Origin of the sequence: Streptomyces sp. AcH 505, assembly GCF_000818175.1 — a bacterium.
Taxonomy (GTDB): domain Bacteria; phylum Actinomycetota; class Actinomycetes; order Streptomycetales; family Streptomycetaceae; genus Streptomyces.
This window is the reverse complement of the sequence record NZ_JTIY01000001.1, coordinates 3,006,016-3,024,132: the sequence shown is the minus strand read 5'-3', so window position 1 is coordinate 3,024,132 and position 18,117 is coordinate 3,006,016. Positions and strand designations below refer to the sequence as shown.

The following is an 18,117-nucleotide window of genomic DNA, read 5'->3' as shown; positions in this document are numbered from 1 at the left end:
CGGCGGGCCGGGCGGCGGTCGCCACAGGCGCGTGCCCCTGCTGCGCGTGCCCCGCGCCCTGGGCCTGGGACTGGGCCTGTACGGGGGCGGGCGCCGCTGCGGTGTTCGCCACCACGGCGGGTCCTGCCTCGTCGGGCAGCGCGTTGATCAGGGCGTTCGGCAGGACGACGACGGCCTGGTTGCCGCCGTAGATGTTGCGCCGCAGCGCGACCTCGATGTTGTGGCGCCGGGCTATCTGCGCGACCACGAACAGCCCGATCCGGCCGTCCTCCAGCTGCGCGCGGATGTCGAAGTGGTCCGGCTTGGCGAGCAGTTCGTTCATCCGGACCAGCTTGTCGGCCGGCATCGGCAGACCCCGGTCGTCGATCTCGATGGCGAGACCCGCGGGCACCCGCTCGGCGCGCAGCGTGACTTGGGTGTCGGGCGAGGAGAACCGGGCCGCGTTCTCGACCAGTTCGGCGAGCAGGTGGATGACCTCGGCCGCGGCGAACCCGGGCAGCGTGCCCTCGGGCGGCTGGATCACTCGTACCCGCGCGTACTGCTCGATCTCGGCGACGCCCTGGCGCAGCACGGTCGGCAGCGGGACGGGCTTGTTGATCCGGCGGGGCACGGCACCGCCCATCACGGCGAGGCTTTCCACCTGGCGGCGGAACTGGGTGACGAGGTGGTCGACGCCGAACAGACCGCCCAGCAGGTCCGGGTCCTCGACCTCGCTCTCCAGCTCGTCCAGCCGGGCCAGCGCCCGGTTGACCAGGGCGTGCAGCCGCTGGGCGATGTTGACGAAGACGTCGACCTGCTGGCGGGCGGCGGCCTGGGCGACGGCTTCCAGCGCTTCGTGCTGGCCGGTGCGCAGCGTGTGCTCGAAGTCGGCGAAGGGGTTGCCGCCCGGCACCGACTCGGCCGAGTCTGCGGGCAGTTGCGGCCGCTCGCCGCGGCTGACCTGCTCCAGCAGCCGGGCCACGTTCTTCTGGCCCTCGACGGATACGGCCTCGAAGCGCTCGACCCACTGCCGGGCGACGGTGGCGTTCTCCACCCGCTGCTTGTGCACGGCGGAGGCGACGCGCGCCGCCTGCCGGCCGGCCAGGATCAAGCTCACCGCGCACACGGCCGCCGCTATCGCGGCGACGCCCCATTTCACCTGGGTGTCGTGGGAGTAGTGCGTCGCGCCCCAGACGGCGGCGGCACCCACCACGACGGCGACAGCGGGCGCCAGGAGTATCCGTCTGATCCGGGAGCGCAGACCGCTCTCCGTCGCCAGATTCCGGGCGGGCGCTTTTCCGCGCCGCCTGCCGCCCTCGCGGCGGTCGGCCTGCGGGGCGTGCGGGGAGAGTTCAGGCATCTGTGTCCTCGGTACGACAGGGACCGGCGGGTGCGGGGTCACGCGGGACCACCGCCGAGCCGGCGTTTAAGACAGGGCAGCCTTCACAGAGGGACGGACAGCCGGATTCCGTTGTCGGCACGCGCAGCCGGTTCGAGCGCGCGGAGGTCCGGCGTCGTCCGCTTCCGGTAGCAGGACCAACCCTGCTGGTTATCCGTGATCGTCGCCACGGCCGAGCGGGATCGTTTTATGGTCGTTTCGCTTCGGATCCGGCGGACCCCGCCACCGGCCCCCGCGCCACGAAGGCGACAAATGCGGCACCGCACCCGGAACGCGACCGCTCCGAGGGCGCGCGGCGACGCCGAAACGATCGCCGAACGACCCGTACGGCCAGAAACGGCGACCGGGACGACCACTCGGTGTGGGGTCGCTGTGGAGTGCGTGTGGCGGCTGTGAAGGGAGAAACGTCCCAAAGCATTCTTGCCCGGGACAGCGCCGGTTCAAGCCATCACACCCAGCTCACCGACGAACCGCAGGACGCCGTCGAGCTTCTCCATGCTCAGCAGCCGGCTGCGCGGCCTGAGCATGCCGCTGCTGCCGTACGCGCCCATCTCGGCGCAACGGCGCACCAGCCAGGCCCAGTCGATGTCCAGGTACGCGGCGAGCGCCCGCAGCCGGTACGCGGGGGTCGGACCCGCCATGACGCTGTGCGTACGGGCATGCTGCAGCGCCTCGGTGTACGTGCGGACCTGGGAGCGCTGTTCGGTGATGTCGACCTGCCAGATGCCGTCCGAGCGGAGCCAGTTGGCCACGATCGCCCGGTGGGACGGCGTCAGGACGAATCCGTCGATCTGGGTGTACTCCTCCTCGGTGCAGACCCACACCGATAAGCCGTACATCTCCATCATCGCGACGGCGAGGAAGAGCAGGATGCGCTCGTACCGCTCGCTGTTCTTGACGGCCATCTCCGGGACGCAGAAGGCGTGGCCGAGTTGGTCACGCGTTCCGGCGAACCGGTCGGTCGCCTGGGTGAGATACAGGTGCTTGTGCCGGAAGAACAGCCAGCCGGCCGCCTCCTCGCCCGTCTGCTCGCGCGACCAGAACAGCGGTGGCTCGGTGGCCTCTTCGAGATGGCGGTCGATGTGCAGGGAGCAGAAGGCGGAGCCGAGCCAGGCGGCGCCCACCCCCGACAGCTCGGGCACCGCCGACCTGGCCACGGCCGAGCGGGGCCGCGCGTGGTGGTGCGACAACTCCCGCATCTCGTAGTCCAGGACGTGGTCGTCGGCGAGGAGGCTGTCCTCCAGGTTGAGCGTCGCCCACAGGATGCCGAAGGTCAGGTCGTCCAGCCGGTAGGGCTCGGGGACGGGCAGCATCTCGCGCGGGTCGCTGTTGAGCTGGCTGCGCGCCCTGCCCGAGTCCAGCACGAACAGCCCCTCGCCGCCGTGCCCGCCGAGCGAGGCCAGCAGCAGGGCGCGTCTGGCCGGCTGGACGAAGGCGCGCAGATGGGGGTTGTCGGCCATCTCGATCAGGACGCAGTCGTCGTGCGGGGTGGCCTCGTACATCTGGACCGGCACGGCCGTGCCGTCGAAGATGCCGAGCCCGTCCAGGTACCAGAGCCCGCCGGTGCCCGGGGCCGACTCGGTGGGCGACAGGGACGAGGTGGACCACAGGGCGTCCAGGGTGCGTGCTGCCGTGAGCGAGGCGCCGTGCGGCAGCCGGGCCGGCACGACCTCACGGCTGGGCACCCGCTGGAGCAGCAGATCCACCTCGACGCCGAGCATGAAGGCCAGCACCGTCGCCGCGTCGCCCTGCGGCGACTGGGTGCCGGCCAGCCAGCGCTTGAAGGTGATCCTGGACACCGAGACGCTGCCGAGGCGGCTGTTCTCGTACTCCTTGGCCGCCCTGCGCGCCGCGAGGTTGAACTGCACGTCGAAGACGGCGAACTTGGCCCAGTTGAGCCGCTCCAGCAGGACCCGGAGCAGCGTCGGGGGCCGCTGCTCGGTGTCGGCTGTCGTGCTCTGGTCGGTCGTCACGCGGCAGACTCATCCTCACAGCCATGGGCGTCGGTCGTGATGTCCAGGGCAGGACCATGATCACTGCGCAGAACGGTACCCCTGTCCGCAAGGCAGCGGAAGCCCCGACCGGAACGTCTGCTTCAGCTTCGTCAAGGCTCACACGCAGGCGTCTCCGGATCTCCACAGATGAGCGCCGCCGACGCGACGACCGGTCCACAGGACCGCGGGAGACCGGAGACAGACCGGGGAAAGGCCAGGGCGGGGCCGGAAGGCGGCCGGGGACGAGACTTGTCTACTCGACGTAGTACGTCGGGTTGGGCAGCTTGTACGCCTTGTCGGCGTGACCGCCCGTCAGGTCCGACTGCTGGTCGCCGAAGTTGCCGATGATGTCGTAACCGGAAGCCTCCAGGTGCTTGCGGGTGCCCTCCTTGAACTGGACGGTGGTGCAGTTCCACGCGGCGGCCGTGGCGCAGTCGGCCAGGTACGCCGGCGGGTTGGCCTTGTCCTTGGTGAACAGGTGCGCGGTGTCCAGCGGGGTGTGGTAGCCGGCCTTGGTCAGGTTCTGTACGGCGGGGGCGCGCAGCGGTTCGCTCAGCCCGGTCAGGAAGAAGACCTCGACCCCCCGCTGCTTGGCGTAGGCGACCAGTTCGGGCATGCCGAAGACGGCGGGACGGTTCGCCTTCGCCACATACGCGTTCCAGGTGGCGTCGTTGTAGACGTAGTTGGTGGCGCGCTCGTAGTCGAAGCTCAGCAGTGAGGTGTCGTCCACGTCCAGGACGATCGCCGGCTTCTTCCCGTGGTGCCGGGTGGTGGCGGTCGCGTTCCTGATGTCCTTCTCCGCGCGCGCCTCGACGCGGGCGAGGTCCTTGGCGTACGGGCTGTGCGCCGACGCCTGCCAGGTGCCGTCGGCGGCCTGGGTCGCGCCGTAGTAGTTGTCTATCTCGCCGACGAGCAGACCGATGTTCTCGGGCTCGGCGCTGTGGCGGTCGGCCGCGTGACCGTCGGCGCTCGCGGCGCCCGTGCCGTACAGAACGGCGCCCGCGACGGCGACGGAGGCGAGGACGCCCGCCGCCTGGAGGGACTTGCGCATGGGGGGATGCCTTTCGGGTCGACGTGCCCCGGCTCGGCGCCGGGGCATCGTTTGTCTACGCGCATCACATGGCGCGGCGCGAGACCTTTGACCGATCGATATCCGTTCCGTGTCTGAGCTGTATCTGAACACCAGGTGAACTGCCGCCAAATCCACGGCCAACGGACTCGCCCCCGGACACGACCACGCGCACGGCCGGCAGAAGGGCCCCGGCGAGTCATGTCCTCGCCGGGGCCCTTCGTTCTTCCGCCCGCACGTGAAAGGTGAGAAGACGATCACGAGCAGGACGCTCTCCGCACGCGCAGGACGCTTCTACGGCGCGAGCAGCAAGTTGTTGGCGCGCTGCTTGGCGGCGGTGTACCGCTTCGCGACGTCCTGCCAGTTGACGACCTTCCACATCGCCTCGACGAAGTCCACCTTCTGGTTCTTGTACTGCAGGTAGAAGGCGTGCTCCCAGGCGTCGAAGACGAGCACGGGCACCGAGCCCTGCCCGACGTTGCCCTGGTGGTCGTAGATCTGCTCGACGATCAGCCGGCCGCTGACCGGCTCGTACGCGAGGACGCCCCACCCGGAGCCCTGGGTCGTCGCCGCCGCCTTCGTCAGCTGGGCCTTGAAGCCGGCGAAGGAGCCGAACGACTCGGTGATCGCGTCGGCCAGTTCGCCGACACCGTCGGCGGCCAGCGGCTCGCCGCCGCCGTCGCCGGTCATGTTGTGCCAGTAGATCGAATGCAGGATGTGGCCGGAGAGATGGAACGCGAGGTTCTTCTCCAGCCCGTTGATCGCCCCCCACGACTCCTTGTCGCGCGCCTCGGCGAGCTGGTCGAGCGTGTCGTTGGCGCCCTTCACATAGGCCGCGTGGTGCTTGTCGTGGTGCAGCTCGACGATCTGCGGGTTGATGACCGGTTCGAGCGCCGCGTAGTCGTACGGAAGTTCAGGAAGCGTGTATGTGGCCATGCCGAAGCCCTCCGACTGCTTATTGCACATCTTATGCAGGTGCACGTTAACAGCAACAGGAGGACGCGCCGAGCAGGGCCGGGTCATCGCCCGGCGTAATCTCCTCGCCATGGAGAGGGTCGCCACGGGCACCGGCGCCGCAGTTCCTGGCGCCGACGTTCACCACGGCGGAGGTGGTGGCCGGGGTCGTCGCCGCGGTCAGTGCGCCTCCGCGGTGAAGCGGGTGAGCTTGTCCGGGTTGAGCACCGCGTAGATCGTCCGGATCCGCCCCCCGGCGATCTCGATCCCGACGTACTGGTGCTTGCCGTCCATGGTCGTGAGCAGCGCGGGCTCGCCGTTGACCTCGACGATCCGCGGGTCACCCATGGCGTAGCGGCGCACCAGTCCGGCGAAGAAGGCGATGACGTTGTCGCGTCCCGCCACCGGCCGCAGCGCGGCCTTGACCTTGCCCCCGCCGTCGTTCCAGGAGACGACGTCCTCGCTGAGCAGGGCGGTCAGCTCCCCCAGGTCGCCACTGCTCGCCGCCTCCAGGAACCGGTTGAGGAGGGTGACGTGCTCCTCCCGCGAGGGCCTGAACCGCTCGCGGTCCTCGGCGAGATGGCCGCGCGCCCGGTGGTACATCTGCCGGCAGTTGGCCTGCGTGGCGCCGATGGTCGTGGCGATGACGTCGTACGGCAGGTCGAAGGCCTCCCGCAGGACGAACACCGCGCGCTCGGGCGGGGTGAGCCGCTCCAGCAGATGGACGGTCGCGTACGAGACGGTGTCGCGCAGCGCCGCCGTCTCCAGCGGGCCGAGGTCGTCGGTCGGTACGGGCTCGGGCAGCCAAGGGCCCGGGTACGCCTCCCGGGTGACCCGGGCGGACCTCAACTCGTCCAGCGCGAGCCGCGACACGACGGTCACCAGGAAGGCGCGCGGCTCGCGTACGGCGGACGTGTCGGTCCGGGTCCAGCGCAGATACGCGTCCTGGACGATGTCCTCGGCGTCCCACATGCTGCCGAGGAGCCGGTAGGCGAGCCCCAGCAGCAGCGGCCGGTACCGCTCGAACTCCTCGGTCGCCCGGTCCCCGACCTCGTCCCCCCCCTGGTCGTGTCCCTGGCCCATCCCGCTACCTGCTCTCCGTGTCGGCCCTGTCGGTCAGTTCGTTCCCGAAGCCGGTACGCCACGACGCGTACCGGGGACGCCAGTCAAGTGTCCCCTTGGCCCGTGCGTTGTCGGCGCCGCGCAGCCGGGTCATGAAGGCGACGCCCCAGCCGCCGACGGCCAGCCGGGCGACGGCGGCGGGTACGGACTTCGGGCGCTTGGCGCCGAGCAGGTCGGCGAGGACGGGCAGCCACGTGCTCATCCTGGCGGGTTCGTCGTCCACGATGTTCAGCACGCCGGTGACGTTCTTGTCGAGCGCGGCCACGATCGCGGTGGCCGCGTCGTGCGCGTATGTGAAGGAGAAGGTGGCGGTGCCGCCGCCGACCAGCGGCACCTTGCCGGCCCTGACCTGCGCGGTGAACGAGCCGTCGGCCGCATAGAGGGAACCGGGGCCGTAGAGGTGGCCGAACCGCAGCACCAGGCCGTCCGCCTCGCGGGTGTGCCGCTCCAACTCGGTCAGCGCGGCCAGGACGGGCACGAACTGCTTCGGCGGCCGACGCCACAGCGGCGCCGACTCGGTCGCGGGACCGCTGCCGTCGTCGGCACCGCCCTCCGGGGCGCCCCCGGGGTCGTACGCGTAGCCCAGGCCCTGCGAGATCACCCGGGTCACCCCGGCGGCGCGGCCCGCCTCAAGCAACTGCGCGGTGCCGACGGTCCGCAGCCGGTTGGTCTGCTCGAAGTCCCTGGCGAGGTGTTTGGGGTTCAGCTCGGCCGGGATGGCGGTGAGCATGTTGACGATGGCGTCGGGCCGGGCCTGCCGTACGGCGCGGGCGGTCGCGGGACCGTCCAGCGCGTCCGCCGTGACGGTCGTCGCCCCCGCCGAGCGCAGCGCGGCCGCCCTGCCGCCGTCGGTTCTGACGAGCGCGATCACCTCGTGCCCCACCGAGCCGAGCAGCGGCACCAGTTGGCTGCCGATGACGCCGGTGGCGCCTGCTACCAGTACGCGCATGTCTCCTCCTGCTGCCGGGCCGCCCGGCGTGCTCCGGGCGGCTTTCGACAACAGGACGGGCGGGCCGGCGCCCCTGTGACAGTGGCCGTCATGAGCGGCGTCACAGGGGCGGGCCCGCCCGGAACGGGCTCAGATGGCGGTGGGGATCTCCTCGGGGCTGCGGCTGCTCAGCCAGCCGTACTTGCCGAGCTTCGGGCGGAGCTTGCCGTCGACGCTCCAGGTCGCACCGGCGAAGGCGTAGGCGAGCGCGAGCGACGCGAAGATGTAGCCGACCGAGGGGCCGAGGTCCGTCATGCCCGACTTCCACGGCAGATGGAAGCCCTCGGCCGACGACCAGATGCCGAAGGAGAAGATCGCGCTGCCGACGAAGACCAGGTTGCTGAAGGCCCCGAAGATCAGGCCCAGGGCGATGAGCGTCTCCACGACGGCGGTGCCGACGGCGAACGCGGTGGGGCTCGACGTGCCGATCGAGTGCCACATCGAGAGCCACTGGTGGATGACGGGGGTCTGCACCTCGGCGGCCTTGCCCAGCTCGTCGCCGAGCGTCTGGCCGTGGATGAAGCCGGGCAGCCACTTGAAGGTGGCGTCGACGGCCCACAGGACGCCGAAGCCGATCCGTACGACAGCGGCGCCGTGCAGCCCGCGCAGCGCGGGGGACGAAGCGGTCGTGGTGGTGGTCGTCGGGGTGACGGTCCGAGATGACACGGGAGGCATCCGTTCTCAGCAGAGGGGTGGGGAGCGGCGGGGACGGGACAGGACGGGATCAACACGACTTAGGTTAGGCAAACCTAAATCTGCGTCAACGTGAGTAATCCCGCAGGCCGCCGGCTGAACAAGATGCCCCTGCCATCCGTATTACTTGAACCCTCAAACGGCATGCGTCAGTTGGGCCGGTCACAGCGCGTACACTCCCCCGGTGATCGAGACGTTGACGATGCGGAGCGCACGATGAGCCGACAGGACCTCGGGCTGGATGTGGAGCGCCTGCGGGCGTTCGGAGACGCGGTTTTCGCGATCGCCATCACCCTGCTCGCCCTGGACATGAAGGTCCCGGAAGGGCTGTCGGCCGACGAGGTCGGCGACGCCATCAACGACGCGCTCGGCTCCGTCGGCGGCTTCCTGCTCAGCTTCCTCGTCATCGGCATTCTGTGGATCTCGTACCACGGACTGCTCGGTATGGCCGCTGAGCTCGACCGCACACTGCTCTATCTCGACATGGCCCTGCTGGCCGTCGTCGCCGGGCTGCCGTTCCCGACGAAGCTCCTCAGCGACTACGGGAGCACCGCCGTCGCCACCTCCGTCTACGCGGCGAGCATCACCCTCGCCAGCCTCCTGCTGGGCGCGATGGCGCTGCGTCTGCTGCGGCCCGGGATGCGCAAGCCGGACGTGTCGCGCCGCAAGATCGAGCTGTCGGTGTGGCAGTCGGTCGTGATCGTCTCCGTCTTCCTCACGTCCGTCCCGATCGCCCTGCTCTCCCCGAGCGCGGCCAAGTACTGGTGGATCCTGGCAGGGCCGCTCCAGGCGCTGGTCCGCCGCGTCAAGGCGGAACCCGTACCCGCCGAGCACGCGGACCCGTCGGCCGCGAAGTAACGACGGCGTCCGGCTCGGCGCGTCAGCGCAGTTCCTCCGGGCGCAGCTCCTCGGGGCAGCCCGTGCCGCGCGGCAGCTGGTACGGGGCGGCCAGCCGGTAGACCCCGGGCCGGGGGGCGAGCAGTTCCGTCCACTCGTCCCCCTCCTCGTCCTTCTCCGCCTTCATCAGACAGCCGTTGGGGTTGGTGAAGACCTTCGGGTGGTCGTCGTTGTCGTCCGCCTTCGACTTCTCGGTCTCCTGCGGCGGCAGGACGCTCTTGCCCTTCTCGTCCACGAGCCCCAGCCACGGCGAGTACGGGATCCGGATCAGCACCCGGCCCGGCGCCTTCACATGGATGGTCAGCTCACCGGCGCCCGCGCGGTCGACCGTGGCCGGCGGGTCGGCCATCGGCATCGGGTCCTCGACGGCGTAGAGCTGCCAGTTGGCGTCGCCCCACAGCCGCTTCAGATAGGGCTGGCCCTGCTTCACCAGGGTGGTCTCGATCGTCGCGCCGGTGTCCGGGTCGCCCTTCGGCAGCACCACGTAGTGCACGGCCCAGCGGTCCAGCCAGCCCCGGTAGTTGTCGCTGGTGAGCGTGTCGTCGTAGAAGATCGGGTTGCGTTCCATGTCCGCCTGGCGGTTCCAGCCGCGCGCCAGGTTCACGTACGGGGCGAGGGCCGACGCCTCGCGGTGGCTCCTGGCGGGGACGACCTCGACCCGGCCCTTCTCCGCGCCCTTCTGCTGCAACTGGTGCACCAGCGGCGCGAGCTCGCGGGTCCAGGAGGCGGTGGGGGCCGTGATGACCATGTCGTCGATGCCCTTGAAGCCGATCCAGGCGTTGAGCCCGGCGAAGGCGATCAGCACCGCGTACCAGCGGCGGGAGCGTGGCACGGCGTACGGCAGCGCCGCCAGCAGGACGACGCCCCCGATGATCATCGCGAGCCGGGACACGTTCGACCCGATCTGCGAGCTGATCAGGAAGGTCAGCACCGTACCGATGCCGTAGACGGCGGCGGCCGTACGCACCGTGCGCCAGTTGACGGGTACGAGGACGAAGACCAGCACGGCGAAGATGAACGGCAGCGAGGCCGACCCGATGGACAGCGGCTGCGTCCCGGAGAACGGGAACAGCCAGGCCGAGACCGCCACGACGACGACCGGCGCGAGCCCGAGCGCGTACGCCCCCGGCCGGCGCTTGTTGAGGAAGAGCGCTGCGGCCACCACGCCGAGGAACAGCCCGGCCACCGGGCTCGCCGCCGTCGCGAGACCGGCCAGCGGCGCTGCCGCCGCCGCCTTGGCCCACCGTTTCGTACGCCAGCGGTGCGGCCAGCAGAAGACGGCGGCCACGGCGCCCAGCGCGAACATCACGCCGAGGCCGAAGGTCACCCGGCCGGAGAGCGCGTTGCACAGGAAGGCGAAGACCCCGGCGAACGAACACCACACGGGGTTACGGACGGCCGGGACCCGGACCAGGATCAGCGCGGTCAGCGCCGCCGACACCGTCCCGACGACCATCATCGTCGTACGGACGCCGAGCACCGACATCAGATAGGGCGACACCACGCTGTACGAGACGGGGTGCATACCGCCGTACCAGGCGAGGTTGTACGCGGAGTCCGGGTGGCGGCCGACGAACTCGGCCCAGGCGTCCTGGGCCGCGATGTCGCCGCCGCTGTTCGCGAGGAAGAAGAACCACACCAGATGCACCACGGCCGCGACCAGGGCGGTCAGCAGGACGGGGTGCCTGCGCAGCCGCGCCCGCAGACCCGCGCCCGGCTCCACGGGACGCGGCGGCGCGGACGGCCGTATTCGCGCCCCGGTGGCGGGGACGGTACTGCCGTCCGTGCGGGTCGGCTCAGCGGTGGTCACTGCGGCTCTCCACGTGTCGTTCGACTGGCGCTCATCCGCCGTTCGGAAGGACGCCGCCCGCGCGCCCGGCAGTTGCCCTGCTTGCGCAAACTGTCCGTCTCGGGACGCTAGCACGTGGTCCCGGCGGGCCGCCGCCCGATATCTCGCGCGGCGGCCCGTCCGTGGTCGTTCGCCCGGTCCGTCCGTGGCCGTTCGCTCAGCTCACCCGGGTGAGCTTGGAGCCGAAGCCGGGCTCCACGAGGTCGCTCTTGAGCGCGACGGCGACCTTCACCTGACTGGCGCCCTCGCCGACGGACAGCGTGCCGACGTGGGTGCCGGCCGCCGCCGCGTGCGGCAGGGTCCCGGTCGCGTCGAGGTCCAGCTTGACGGTGAGCCCCGACCAGCCGACGGCGTCGACGTCCTTCGTCGCGACGACGGGCACGGAGCCGCCCATGCCGTCGTCCACGTTCCCGACGACCTGGCCCTTGCGGACGATCTTCTTGCTCTCCAACTCGTCCTGCGCGCCCATCATCGCGGTCTTGCTGACCGCGTTGACGGTGTCGATGATCGGCGCCTTGTGCTGGCCGAGCACCGCGCCGACGATCAGCTGGTCCGTACCGCCGACCATCTTGTGCGCGGCGAACAGCAGGCAGCCGCCCGCCTTCGTGGTCGTACCGGTCTTGATGCCGAGCGCGCCGTTGTACGGGACGAGCGTGTTGTAGTTGCGCCAGGTCTTGCCGGACGGGTCCGTCCAGGACGGCAGCTTGGTGATGTTCATCAGCGCCGGGATCTCGACGAGCCGCTGTCCGAGCTTCACCTGGTCCTCCGACGTGCTGACGGTCGTCGCGATCAGCCCCGACGGGTCCGTGTACGTCGTGTTCTTCATGCCGAGTTCCTTGGCGGTGTCGTTCATCTTCTTGACGAACGCCTTCTCGGAACCCGCGTCCCAGCGGGCCAGCAGCCGGGCGATGTTGTTCGCAGACGGAATCATCAGGGCCGACAGCGCGTCACGCAGGCTCAGCTTGTCGCCGGCCTTGACGGTGTCCAGCGTGGACTCGTCCTCGGTGAAGAGCTGCCCGTCGGACTCCGCCTTGGCGTCGACGGGGACGGAGGGACCGTTCTGCTTGGGCTTCAGCGGGTGGTCCTTGAGCACCAGGTAGGCGGTCATCGCCTTGGCGACACTGCCGATGGGCACGGCTTTCTGCTCGCCGAACGAGTCCATCGTGCCGAGCCCGTTCGCCACCATGTAGCCCTGCCCCTCGCCCGGCCAGGGCAGCGTGGGGTTCTTGCCGCCGAAGGAGAACGTCGGCTTGGCGGTCAGGTCGAGCGTGGGCGCGGGCAGCGGGCGTACGGCCTGTACGACCGCAAAGACGATCAGCAGCAGCACGACCAGCGGCGTCCAGATCTTGACCCGGCGGAACGCGGTGCGGGCGGGGGTCTGCGGCGGGGGCGGCGTGTTGGTCAGCTCGGCGAGCAGATCGAGCGGCGGCTTGGGCGGCAGCGGCTGCTGCCGGGTCTGCTCGGCCCCGGCGAAGGCGCCGGGCGCGGGCAACGGCGTCGACGGCACGGCACCGGGCCGCACGGCCGTGCCTGCCGTACCGGACGTGCCCGCGGTGCTTGCCGTGCCTGCCGTGCCGGACGGCTGGTCGTCGCGCTTCAGCGGTACGAACGTGCTGCCGCCACGGTCGGGCAGCTTGAGCGCGGTGGTGGGCTGGTCGACGGGCGGCTCGGCGGCGGGCGGCTCGGCACCCGGGCGCTTGAGCGCCTTGAAGACGGCGGTGGGCTGATCGACCGGCCTGTCGCCCTCCTCGGGCCCGTCAGGGCCCTCCTGACGGCCTTCGCCGTCCTCGCCGCCCTTGGAGCCCGCCGCGCGCCCGGACGCCCTCTCAGGCGCCTCCAGAGCGCTCCGGGCGGCCTTGTTGCCGACGACGTTGCCGACGACCAAGGTGTCGGGCGACTTGCCGTCGCGCCCGGCACGGGCCGCGTCGCCGCCGTCGCCCGCTTCGGGCTCGGCACCTGCCTCTTCGGCGCCCGCCTTGTCGGAGGCCACCTCGTCGTCGTCCGCGTCCCCGGCGGGAGCCCCGGCAGGGGCTTCGTCGTCGGCGGCGTCGTCGGAGGCGGCCTCGTCGGAGGCCGCGTCGCTGTCGCCCGGGGTGTCTCCACCGGAGGCAGCCTCCGCGGGGGCTTCCTCCTCGCGGTCCGCGTCGCCGGCGTCGGCCTTGTCGTCGGGAGCCGCGTCGTCCACGGCCGCATCGCCGGAATCGTCCCCGTCAGCGGCTGCCTTGTCGGAGGCCGCCCAGTCGCCGCCGGCGTCACGGCCGGAGGCGGCACCACCGGAGGTGGGCTCGTCCGTGGCGTCCTCCCCGGCAGGGGCCTCGTCGTCGGGGGTCGCGTCCGGGTCCTCCCCCGCGGAATCCGGCTCCGCGGCTCGCTCGGCCTCAGGCGTCGGCCCGGAGTCGGGCTCCCGCGACGTCGGCTCCGCCCGTTCGGGCTCCGCCGACGACGGCGCCGGGGTCGGGGCCGACACCCACGTCGCCACCGCCTCCCGCAGCCGCGCGTCCTCCTCGGCCGGCGGCGGAATCACCGCGTCCGTGTCCGTGCCGTCACTCGGGGTATCGTCAGCTTCCGCATCACGGAAGACCGCTAGCCGCGGATCCCGTTCGCTCGCCGTCGTCTCCCCCGACGACTTCCGCTGTTCCGACTTGCCGGGGGACTCGCCCGCCACCGTGTCTCCTTCATGTCGCATGCGCCGTACCACGCTGTCCGAACCATCTCTCAGTTTCCTGTTCGAGACCGCAGCCCTGGTGCTAGACGAGAACGACATACATAACGGTTCCCGTACAAAGCACCCAGGCACCCTCGACAGACCATTGTGAGAGGGGTCACCCTGTCATTCATCCACGCGGGGAGGCATGGATGGGCAAGAGCCGCAGAAGTATTCCGGAGGAGCTCCTGTTGCTCGCTCTGGACCCGGCCACGGGTACCACAGCGCAGCCGCAGTCGCTCGACCTCGGCCTGGCCGGAGCTCAGCTAGTGGAGCTGGCTCTGGCAGGACGGATAGCCCCTGACGGGGATCGTATCGCCGTGGTGATGCCGCGGCCGACCGGAGATCCGACTCTGGACTCCGCACTGGAACTGCTGCGCAGACGCGGCAGCCCGGTTCGGGCGGTCCACTGGATTGGCGGGCCCCGACTGGGGCTGCGCCAGACGTACCTCTCGCATCTGGAGCGGTGCGGCATGGTTCATGCCGTCGCGGGCCAGATGTGCGGAGTGCTGCCGACGACTCGCTACCAAGCGACGGAGACGGCGATCAGCCGGGAGATCAAGGCCCGGCTGGACAGTGCGATCCGCACCGGCGTACCGCCGGACCCGCGGACCGCGGCGCTTGCCGCGCTGGCCCACGCGGTCGGACTCGGCAAGCACCTGTATCCCGGCAACGAAGGGCGCTCATCGCGCTCCCGGCTCCGGGATCTGATCAGACACGACCCCATGGGCGGACTCGTGGCGCATGCCGTGATGGACGTCCAGAACGGTGTGGCGGCTCAGCCACGCCGTAATCCCACCCAGAGCGCGCCAGTCGCTCCGGGCGGCCGACCAGGGGGCGTGCCGATGCAGCCGCAGCGCGGCGGGTCCATGGCTCGCGTAGCGGCGCACTGACCGATCGCCTCGCAGCACCGCAAGTCGCAGCACCGCAAGTCGCAGCACCGTAGGTCGCACCACCGCAGCACCGTAGGTCGCACCACCGCACGGCGTCACCACACCGGCACGCAGCACCGCCGTCCCCAATGACCCGGTTCGGGAGCCGCACAAGACGCGCGGGGCAGTCCTCTTGAGGGCTGCCCCGCGCGCCGTTCCCCCGCTGTGGCCACCGCCTCTGTGGCCATTTCCCAGCGCCGCCGGGACCATTGGTGGCAGTCTGCTGAGCAGTAGATACGTACAGCTATCAGCAGCCGGAGGTGCAGTTCCCGTGGCGTCCAGTGTCAATCCCACCGTCAGGCGACGCCGATTGGGCCAGGAGTTGCGCCGGCTCCGCGAGCTCAAGGGCATGACGGCCGAGGAGGTCGCCGAGCGCCTGCTCGTCTCCCAGTCGAAGATCAGCCGGCTGGAGAACGGCCGCCGCTCCATCAGCCAGCGCGACGTACGCGACCTGTGCGGGGTGTACGAGGTCGAGGACCACCGCATCGTGGACTCGCTGATGCAGATGGCCAAGGACTCACGCCAGCAAGGCTGGTGGCACGCCTTCGGCGACATCCCGTACAGCGTCTACATCGGCCTGGAGACCGACGCGGCCTCGCTGCGCGTCTTCGAGCCCCAGGTCGTCCCCGGGCTGCTGCAGACCCGGCCGTACGCGGAGGCGCTGATCAACGGCGCGCTGCCCGAGACGGCCGTGGCCGACGTCGAGAAGCGCGTCGGGGTGCGGATGCGCCGGCAGGACCGGGTCAACACCCCCGACGAGCCGCTCAGGCTCTGGGCCGTGGTCGACGAGGCCGCGCTGCGCCGCGTGGTGGGCAACAAGCAACTGATGCGGGAGCAGCTGGAGTATCTGGTCGAGCAGTCACAACTGCCGCACGTCACGGTGCAGGTGCTGCCTTTCGACATGGGCGCGCATCCAGGAATCAGCGGGCATTACGCGATTCTGGAATTCCCCGACACCTCGGATTCGAGCGTCGTCTACATCGAGGGCGTGACCAGCGATCTCTATCTGGAAAAGGCGAACGACGTGCACCGGTACAGCGTGATGTACGAGCATCTGCGCGCCCAGGCCCTGAACGTTGATCAAACACGCGCGTTCATCGCCGACATCGCCAAGGAATACGCCCGCTAGGGACCCACGCCCTCGCATCGGCAGCGAAGTTGGGCACCGTACACCCCAACTGCCGCAACGCGTAAGACTCTCCTGGCATATGTCACTCGAACGAGTGAACGCCTGTCCCGCACAACGAGTGAGGCGAGTAGCGTCGATCAAGCCAGCAAGACGTTGGCGCGATGTGATAACGCTGCTGAACCGGAGTGAACATGGCAATCATTCAGGGCGCTACGGACACGTGGACGAAGTCTTCGTACTCCGGCGGAAATGGCGCGTGCGTAGAGGTCAAGTCCCCCGAGGTCCAGGCCATCGCGGTCCGGGACTCCAAGGCCCCCGAGGGCCCCTCGATCTCTTTCGTCCCGACGTCATGGAACGCGTTCGTGCGCGATGTGAACTCGGGCGTGATTTAGTCCGGCACCGCTGACCGGGCCCTCTCGACCGATCGCCGTCTTGGCCGAGGGGGCCTTGTCACGTCTCACCTTCCTCTCGACCGCACGGGACCCGCATCCCGTGCGGTCGTTCGCGTACCCGGATACCTCTGGAAGCTGACGAAGTGCTCGTTCATGGTGGGGCGATCGTCGCGTGCACGACAACCGCCCCACACACCAAGAACAAGTAAAATCGTTCTGCTTTCTGACCTGAGTTCACACTCGTGACCGCAGAGACCCTTGACCCGCTGCTGCGACAGACGGTTCAATCCCCCAAGTCCCCCTTCCCGCACGGGACCCCGCATGCCGGACGTACCTGACGAAGAGCACCGGACGTTCACAAGGCGGACCCCTGGAGGGGGCATATGAACAGCCTCGACTGGGTCGTGCTCATCGCATACTTCGCTGTGATGGTCGCGATCGGTATCTGGTCGCACAAGCGCGTCGACAACGTCGGCGACTTCTTCACCGCGGGCGGCAAGATGCCGTGGTGGCTCTCGGGCATCTCGCACCACATGTCCGGCTACAGCGCGGTGATGTTCACCGGTTACGCCGGCATCGCCTACACCTACGGCGTCACCTCGTTCGCCACGTGGTCGTTCCCGATCGCCGTGGGCGTCGCGATCGGCGTCAAGCTCTTCGCGCCGCGGCTCAACCGGCTGCGCTCACGGCTGCACGTCGCCTCACCGCTCGAATATCTGAAGGAGCGCTACGACCTCAAGACCCAGCAGGCGCTGGCCTGGTCGGGGCTGCTGCTGAAGATCGTGGACGTGGGAGCCAAGTGGGCCGCCATCGCCACCCTGCTCTCCGTCTTCACCGGGCTCACCCTCACCCAGGGCATCCTCGTCACCGGCGCCATCACAGCCGTCTACTGCACGATCGGCGGGCTGTGGGCCGACGCGCTCACCGAACTCGGCCAGTTCATCATCCAGTTGTTCGCCGGTGTCGCGATGCTGATCGCCGTCATGGGCGAACTCGGCGGCTTCAGCTCGCTGTGGACGGTCTGGGACAAGCTGCCCGACGGCCACGGCAATCCGACGGCAGGCCCCTACACGGTGACCTTCCTCGTCGCGTTCCTCTTCATCAAGACCTTCGAGTACAACGGCGGCATGTGGAACCAGGCCCAGCGCTACATGGCCACCACCAGCGCCGCTGCGGCCAGCCGTTCGGCCCGGCTGTCGGCGATCCTGTGGCTGGTCTGGCCCGCCGTGCTGTTCTTCCCGATGTGGTGCGCCCCGCTCATCGTGCACGCGCAGAAGCCGGACGCCTCCGACTCGTACGCGCTGATGACCGAGAAGCTGCTGCCGCACGGGCTGTTGGGCCTGGTCGTCGTCGGCTTCTTCTCCCACACGATGGCGATGTGCTCGTCCGACGCCAACGCCATCTCGGCCGTCTTCACCCGCGACATCGCGCCCACCCTCTCGAAGGCGGCCCGCAGTTGGACGCAGCGCGCGGCACTGATCGCGGCGCGGCTGTCCACGATCTCGTTCCTCGCGCTGTCGATGGCGGTCGCCACCCAGGTCAACTCGCCGACGTTCAAGGACATCATCACCGTCGTGATCAAGTGGGTGGCGGGTCTGATGGGTCCGATCGCCATCCCGTTCATCCTCGGTCTGCTCAAGCCGTTCCGTAAGTCGGGACCGGTGGCGGCGATCATCAGCTGGGCGTCCGGACTCGTGGCCTTCTGGCTGGTCAACTACCCGATCAACTGGAGCGTCAACGGCGGGGTGCCGCTGGAGTACCAGGTGTCGGTGCCGTGCGCGCTCTCGCTCGTCCTCTACATCGTGCTCGGCCAGCTGCACCCGGAGGACACCCCGGAGCGCGACGTGCTGCTGGCCCGGATCAACGGCGAAGGGGACGGCGACGGTTCGGGCCTCGCGGCCGCAGGCGCCGGCATCCCGGCACCTGCCGGACCGGCCGACGCGACGACCGCGGGACGGGAGTCCGCGGGCGGCGTGGGAAGCACCGGTACGGAGAGCTGAGCCACCCGTCACAGCG

14 protein-coding genes are annotated in these 18,117 nt (G+C 69.9%); 5 read left to right on the top strand and 9 right to left on the bottom strand.

What is annotated here, in order from left to right; translation table 11 throughout:
• The 7 genes from HY68_RS13840 to HY68_RS13810 form a co-directional block, all read right to left on the bottom strand.
• Positions 1–1,339 (bottom strand): ATP-binding protein (locus HY68_RS13840; RefSeq protein WP_078863597.1); only part of this gene is annotated, 1,339 nt, incomplete at its 3' end.
• A 479-nt stretch (positions 1,340–1,818) separates the two neighbouring features.
• A complete protein-coding gene (locus HY68_RS13835; RefSeq protein ID WP_041988623.1) occupies positions 1,819–3,351 on the bottom strand; it encodes a hypothetical protein in 1,533 nt (510 codons plus the stop codon).
• Between the two features lie 274 nt (positions 3,352–3,625).
• The gene (locus tag HY68_RS13830; RefSeq protein ID WP_041988620.1) at positions 3,626–4,423 is read right to left on the bottom strand and encodes an HAD family acid phosphatase; all 798 of its coding nucleotides are present in this window, start codon (positions 4,421–4,423) and stop codon (positions 3,626–3,628) included.
• Positions 4,424–4,735: 312 nt separating this feature from the next.
• Positions 4,736–5,377 (bottom strand): superoxide dismutase, encoded by a 642-nt coding sequence (locus HY68_RS13825; protein ID WP_041988617.1) that lies wholly within the window; start codon positions 5,375–5,377, stop codon positions 4,736–4,738.
• Positions 5,378–5,575: 198 nt separating this feature from the next.
• The gene (locus tag HY68_RS13820; RefSeq protein ID WP_041988615.1) at positions 5,576–6,478 is read right to left on the bottom strand and encodes an RNA polymerase sigma-70 factor; all 903 of its coding nucleotides are present in this window, start codon (positions 6,476–6,478) and stop codon (positions 5,576–5,578) included.
• A 4-nt stretch (positions 6,479–6,482) separates the two neighbouring features.
• Entirely contained in the window at positions 6,483–7,466 is a 984-nt protein-coding gene (locus HY68_RS13815) for an NAD(P)-dependent oxidoreductase (protein WP_041988612.1), read from the bottom strand.
• Positions 7,467–7,595: 129 nt separating this feature from the next.
• Entirely contained in the window at positions 7,596–8,171 is a 576-nt protein-coding gene (locus HY68_RS13810; protein WP_041988609.1) for a hypothetical protein, read from the bottom strand.
• A gap of 243 nt (positions 8,172–8,414) precedes the next feature.
• Between HY68_RS13810 and HY68_RS13805 the strand changes: the two genes are divergently transcribed.
• The gene (locus HY68_RS13805; protein WP_041988606.1) at positions 8,415–9,056 is read left to right on the top strand and encodes a TMEM175 family protein; all 642 of its coding nucleotides are present in this window, start codon (positions 8,415–8,417) and stop codon (positions 9,054–9,056) included.
• Positions 9,057–9,078: 22 nt separating this feature from the next.
• Here the strand turns inward: HY68_RS13805 and HY68_RS13800 are convergent, their stop codons facing one another.
• Together HY68_RS13800 and HY68_RS13795 are read right to left on the bottom strand one after the other, a co-directional pair.
• Positions 9,079–10,800: an MFS transporter gene (locus HY68_RS13800; protein WP_241778767.1), complete on the bottom strand. Its 1,722-nt coding sequence runs from the start codon at positions 10,798–10,800 to the stop codon at positions 9,079–9,081.
• 301 nt (positions 10,801–11,101) lie between these two features.
• Complete coding sequence (locus HY68_RS13795; RefSeq protein WP_052457093.1) at positions 11,102–13,630, bottom strand: D-alanyl-D-alanine carboxypeptidase; 2,529 nt, start codon at positions 13,628–13,630, stop codon at positions 11,102–11,104.
• A gap of 170 nt (positions 13,631–13,800) precedes the next feature.
• Here HY68_RS13795 and HY68_RS13790 point away from each other — a divergent pair, with 170 nt between their 5' ends.
• The 4 genes from HY68_RS13790 to HY68_RS13775 all read left to right on the top strand — a co-directional run bounded on the left by HY68_RS13790 (position 13,801) and on the right by HY68_RS13775 (position 18,101).
• A complete protein-coding gene (locus tag HY68_RS13790; RefSeq protein ID WP_041988598.1) occupies positions 13,801–14,541 on the top strand; it encodes a GPP34 family phosphoprotein in 741 nt (246 codons plus the stop codon).
• A gap of 310 nt (positions 14,542–14,851) precedes the next feature.
• On the top strand, positions 14,852–15,709 hold the full coding sequence (locus tag HY68_RS13785; protein WP_041988596.1) for a helix-turn-helix transcriptional regulator: 858 nt from the start codon (positions 14,852–14,854) through the stop codon (positions 15,707–15,709).
• A gap of 191 nt (positions 15,710–15,900) precedes the next feature.
• The gene (locus HY68_RS13780) at positions 15,901–16,101 is read left to right on the top strand and encodes a DUF397 domain-containing protein (protein WP_041988593.1); all 201 of its coding nucleotides are present in this window, start codon (positions 15,901–15,903) and stop codon (positions 16,099–16,101) included.
• Positions 16,102–16,484: 383 nt separating this feature from the next.
• On the top strand, positions 16,485–18,101 hold the full coding sequence (locus HY68_RS13775) for a sodium:solute symporter family protein (RefSeq protein WP_041988590.1): 1,617 nt from the start codon (positions 16,485–16,487) through the stop codon (positions 18,099–18,101).
• Positions 18,102–18,117 lie beyond the last annotated feature (16 nt).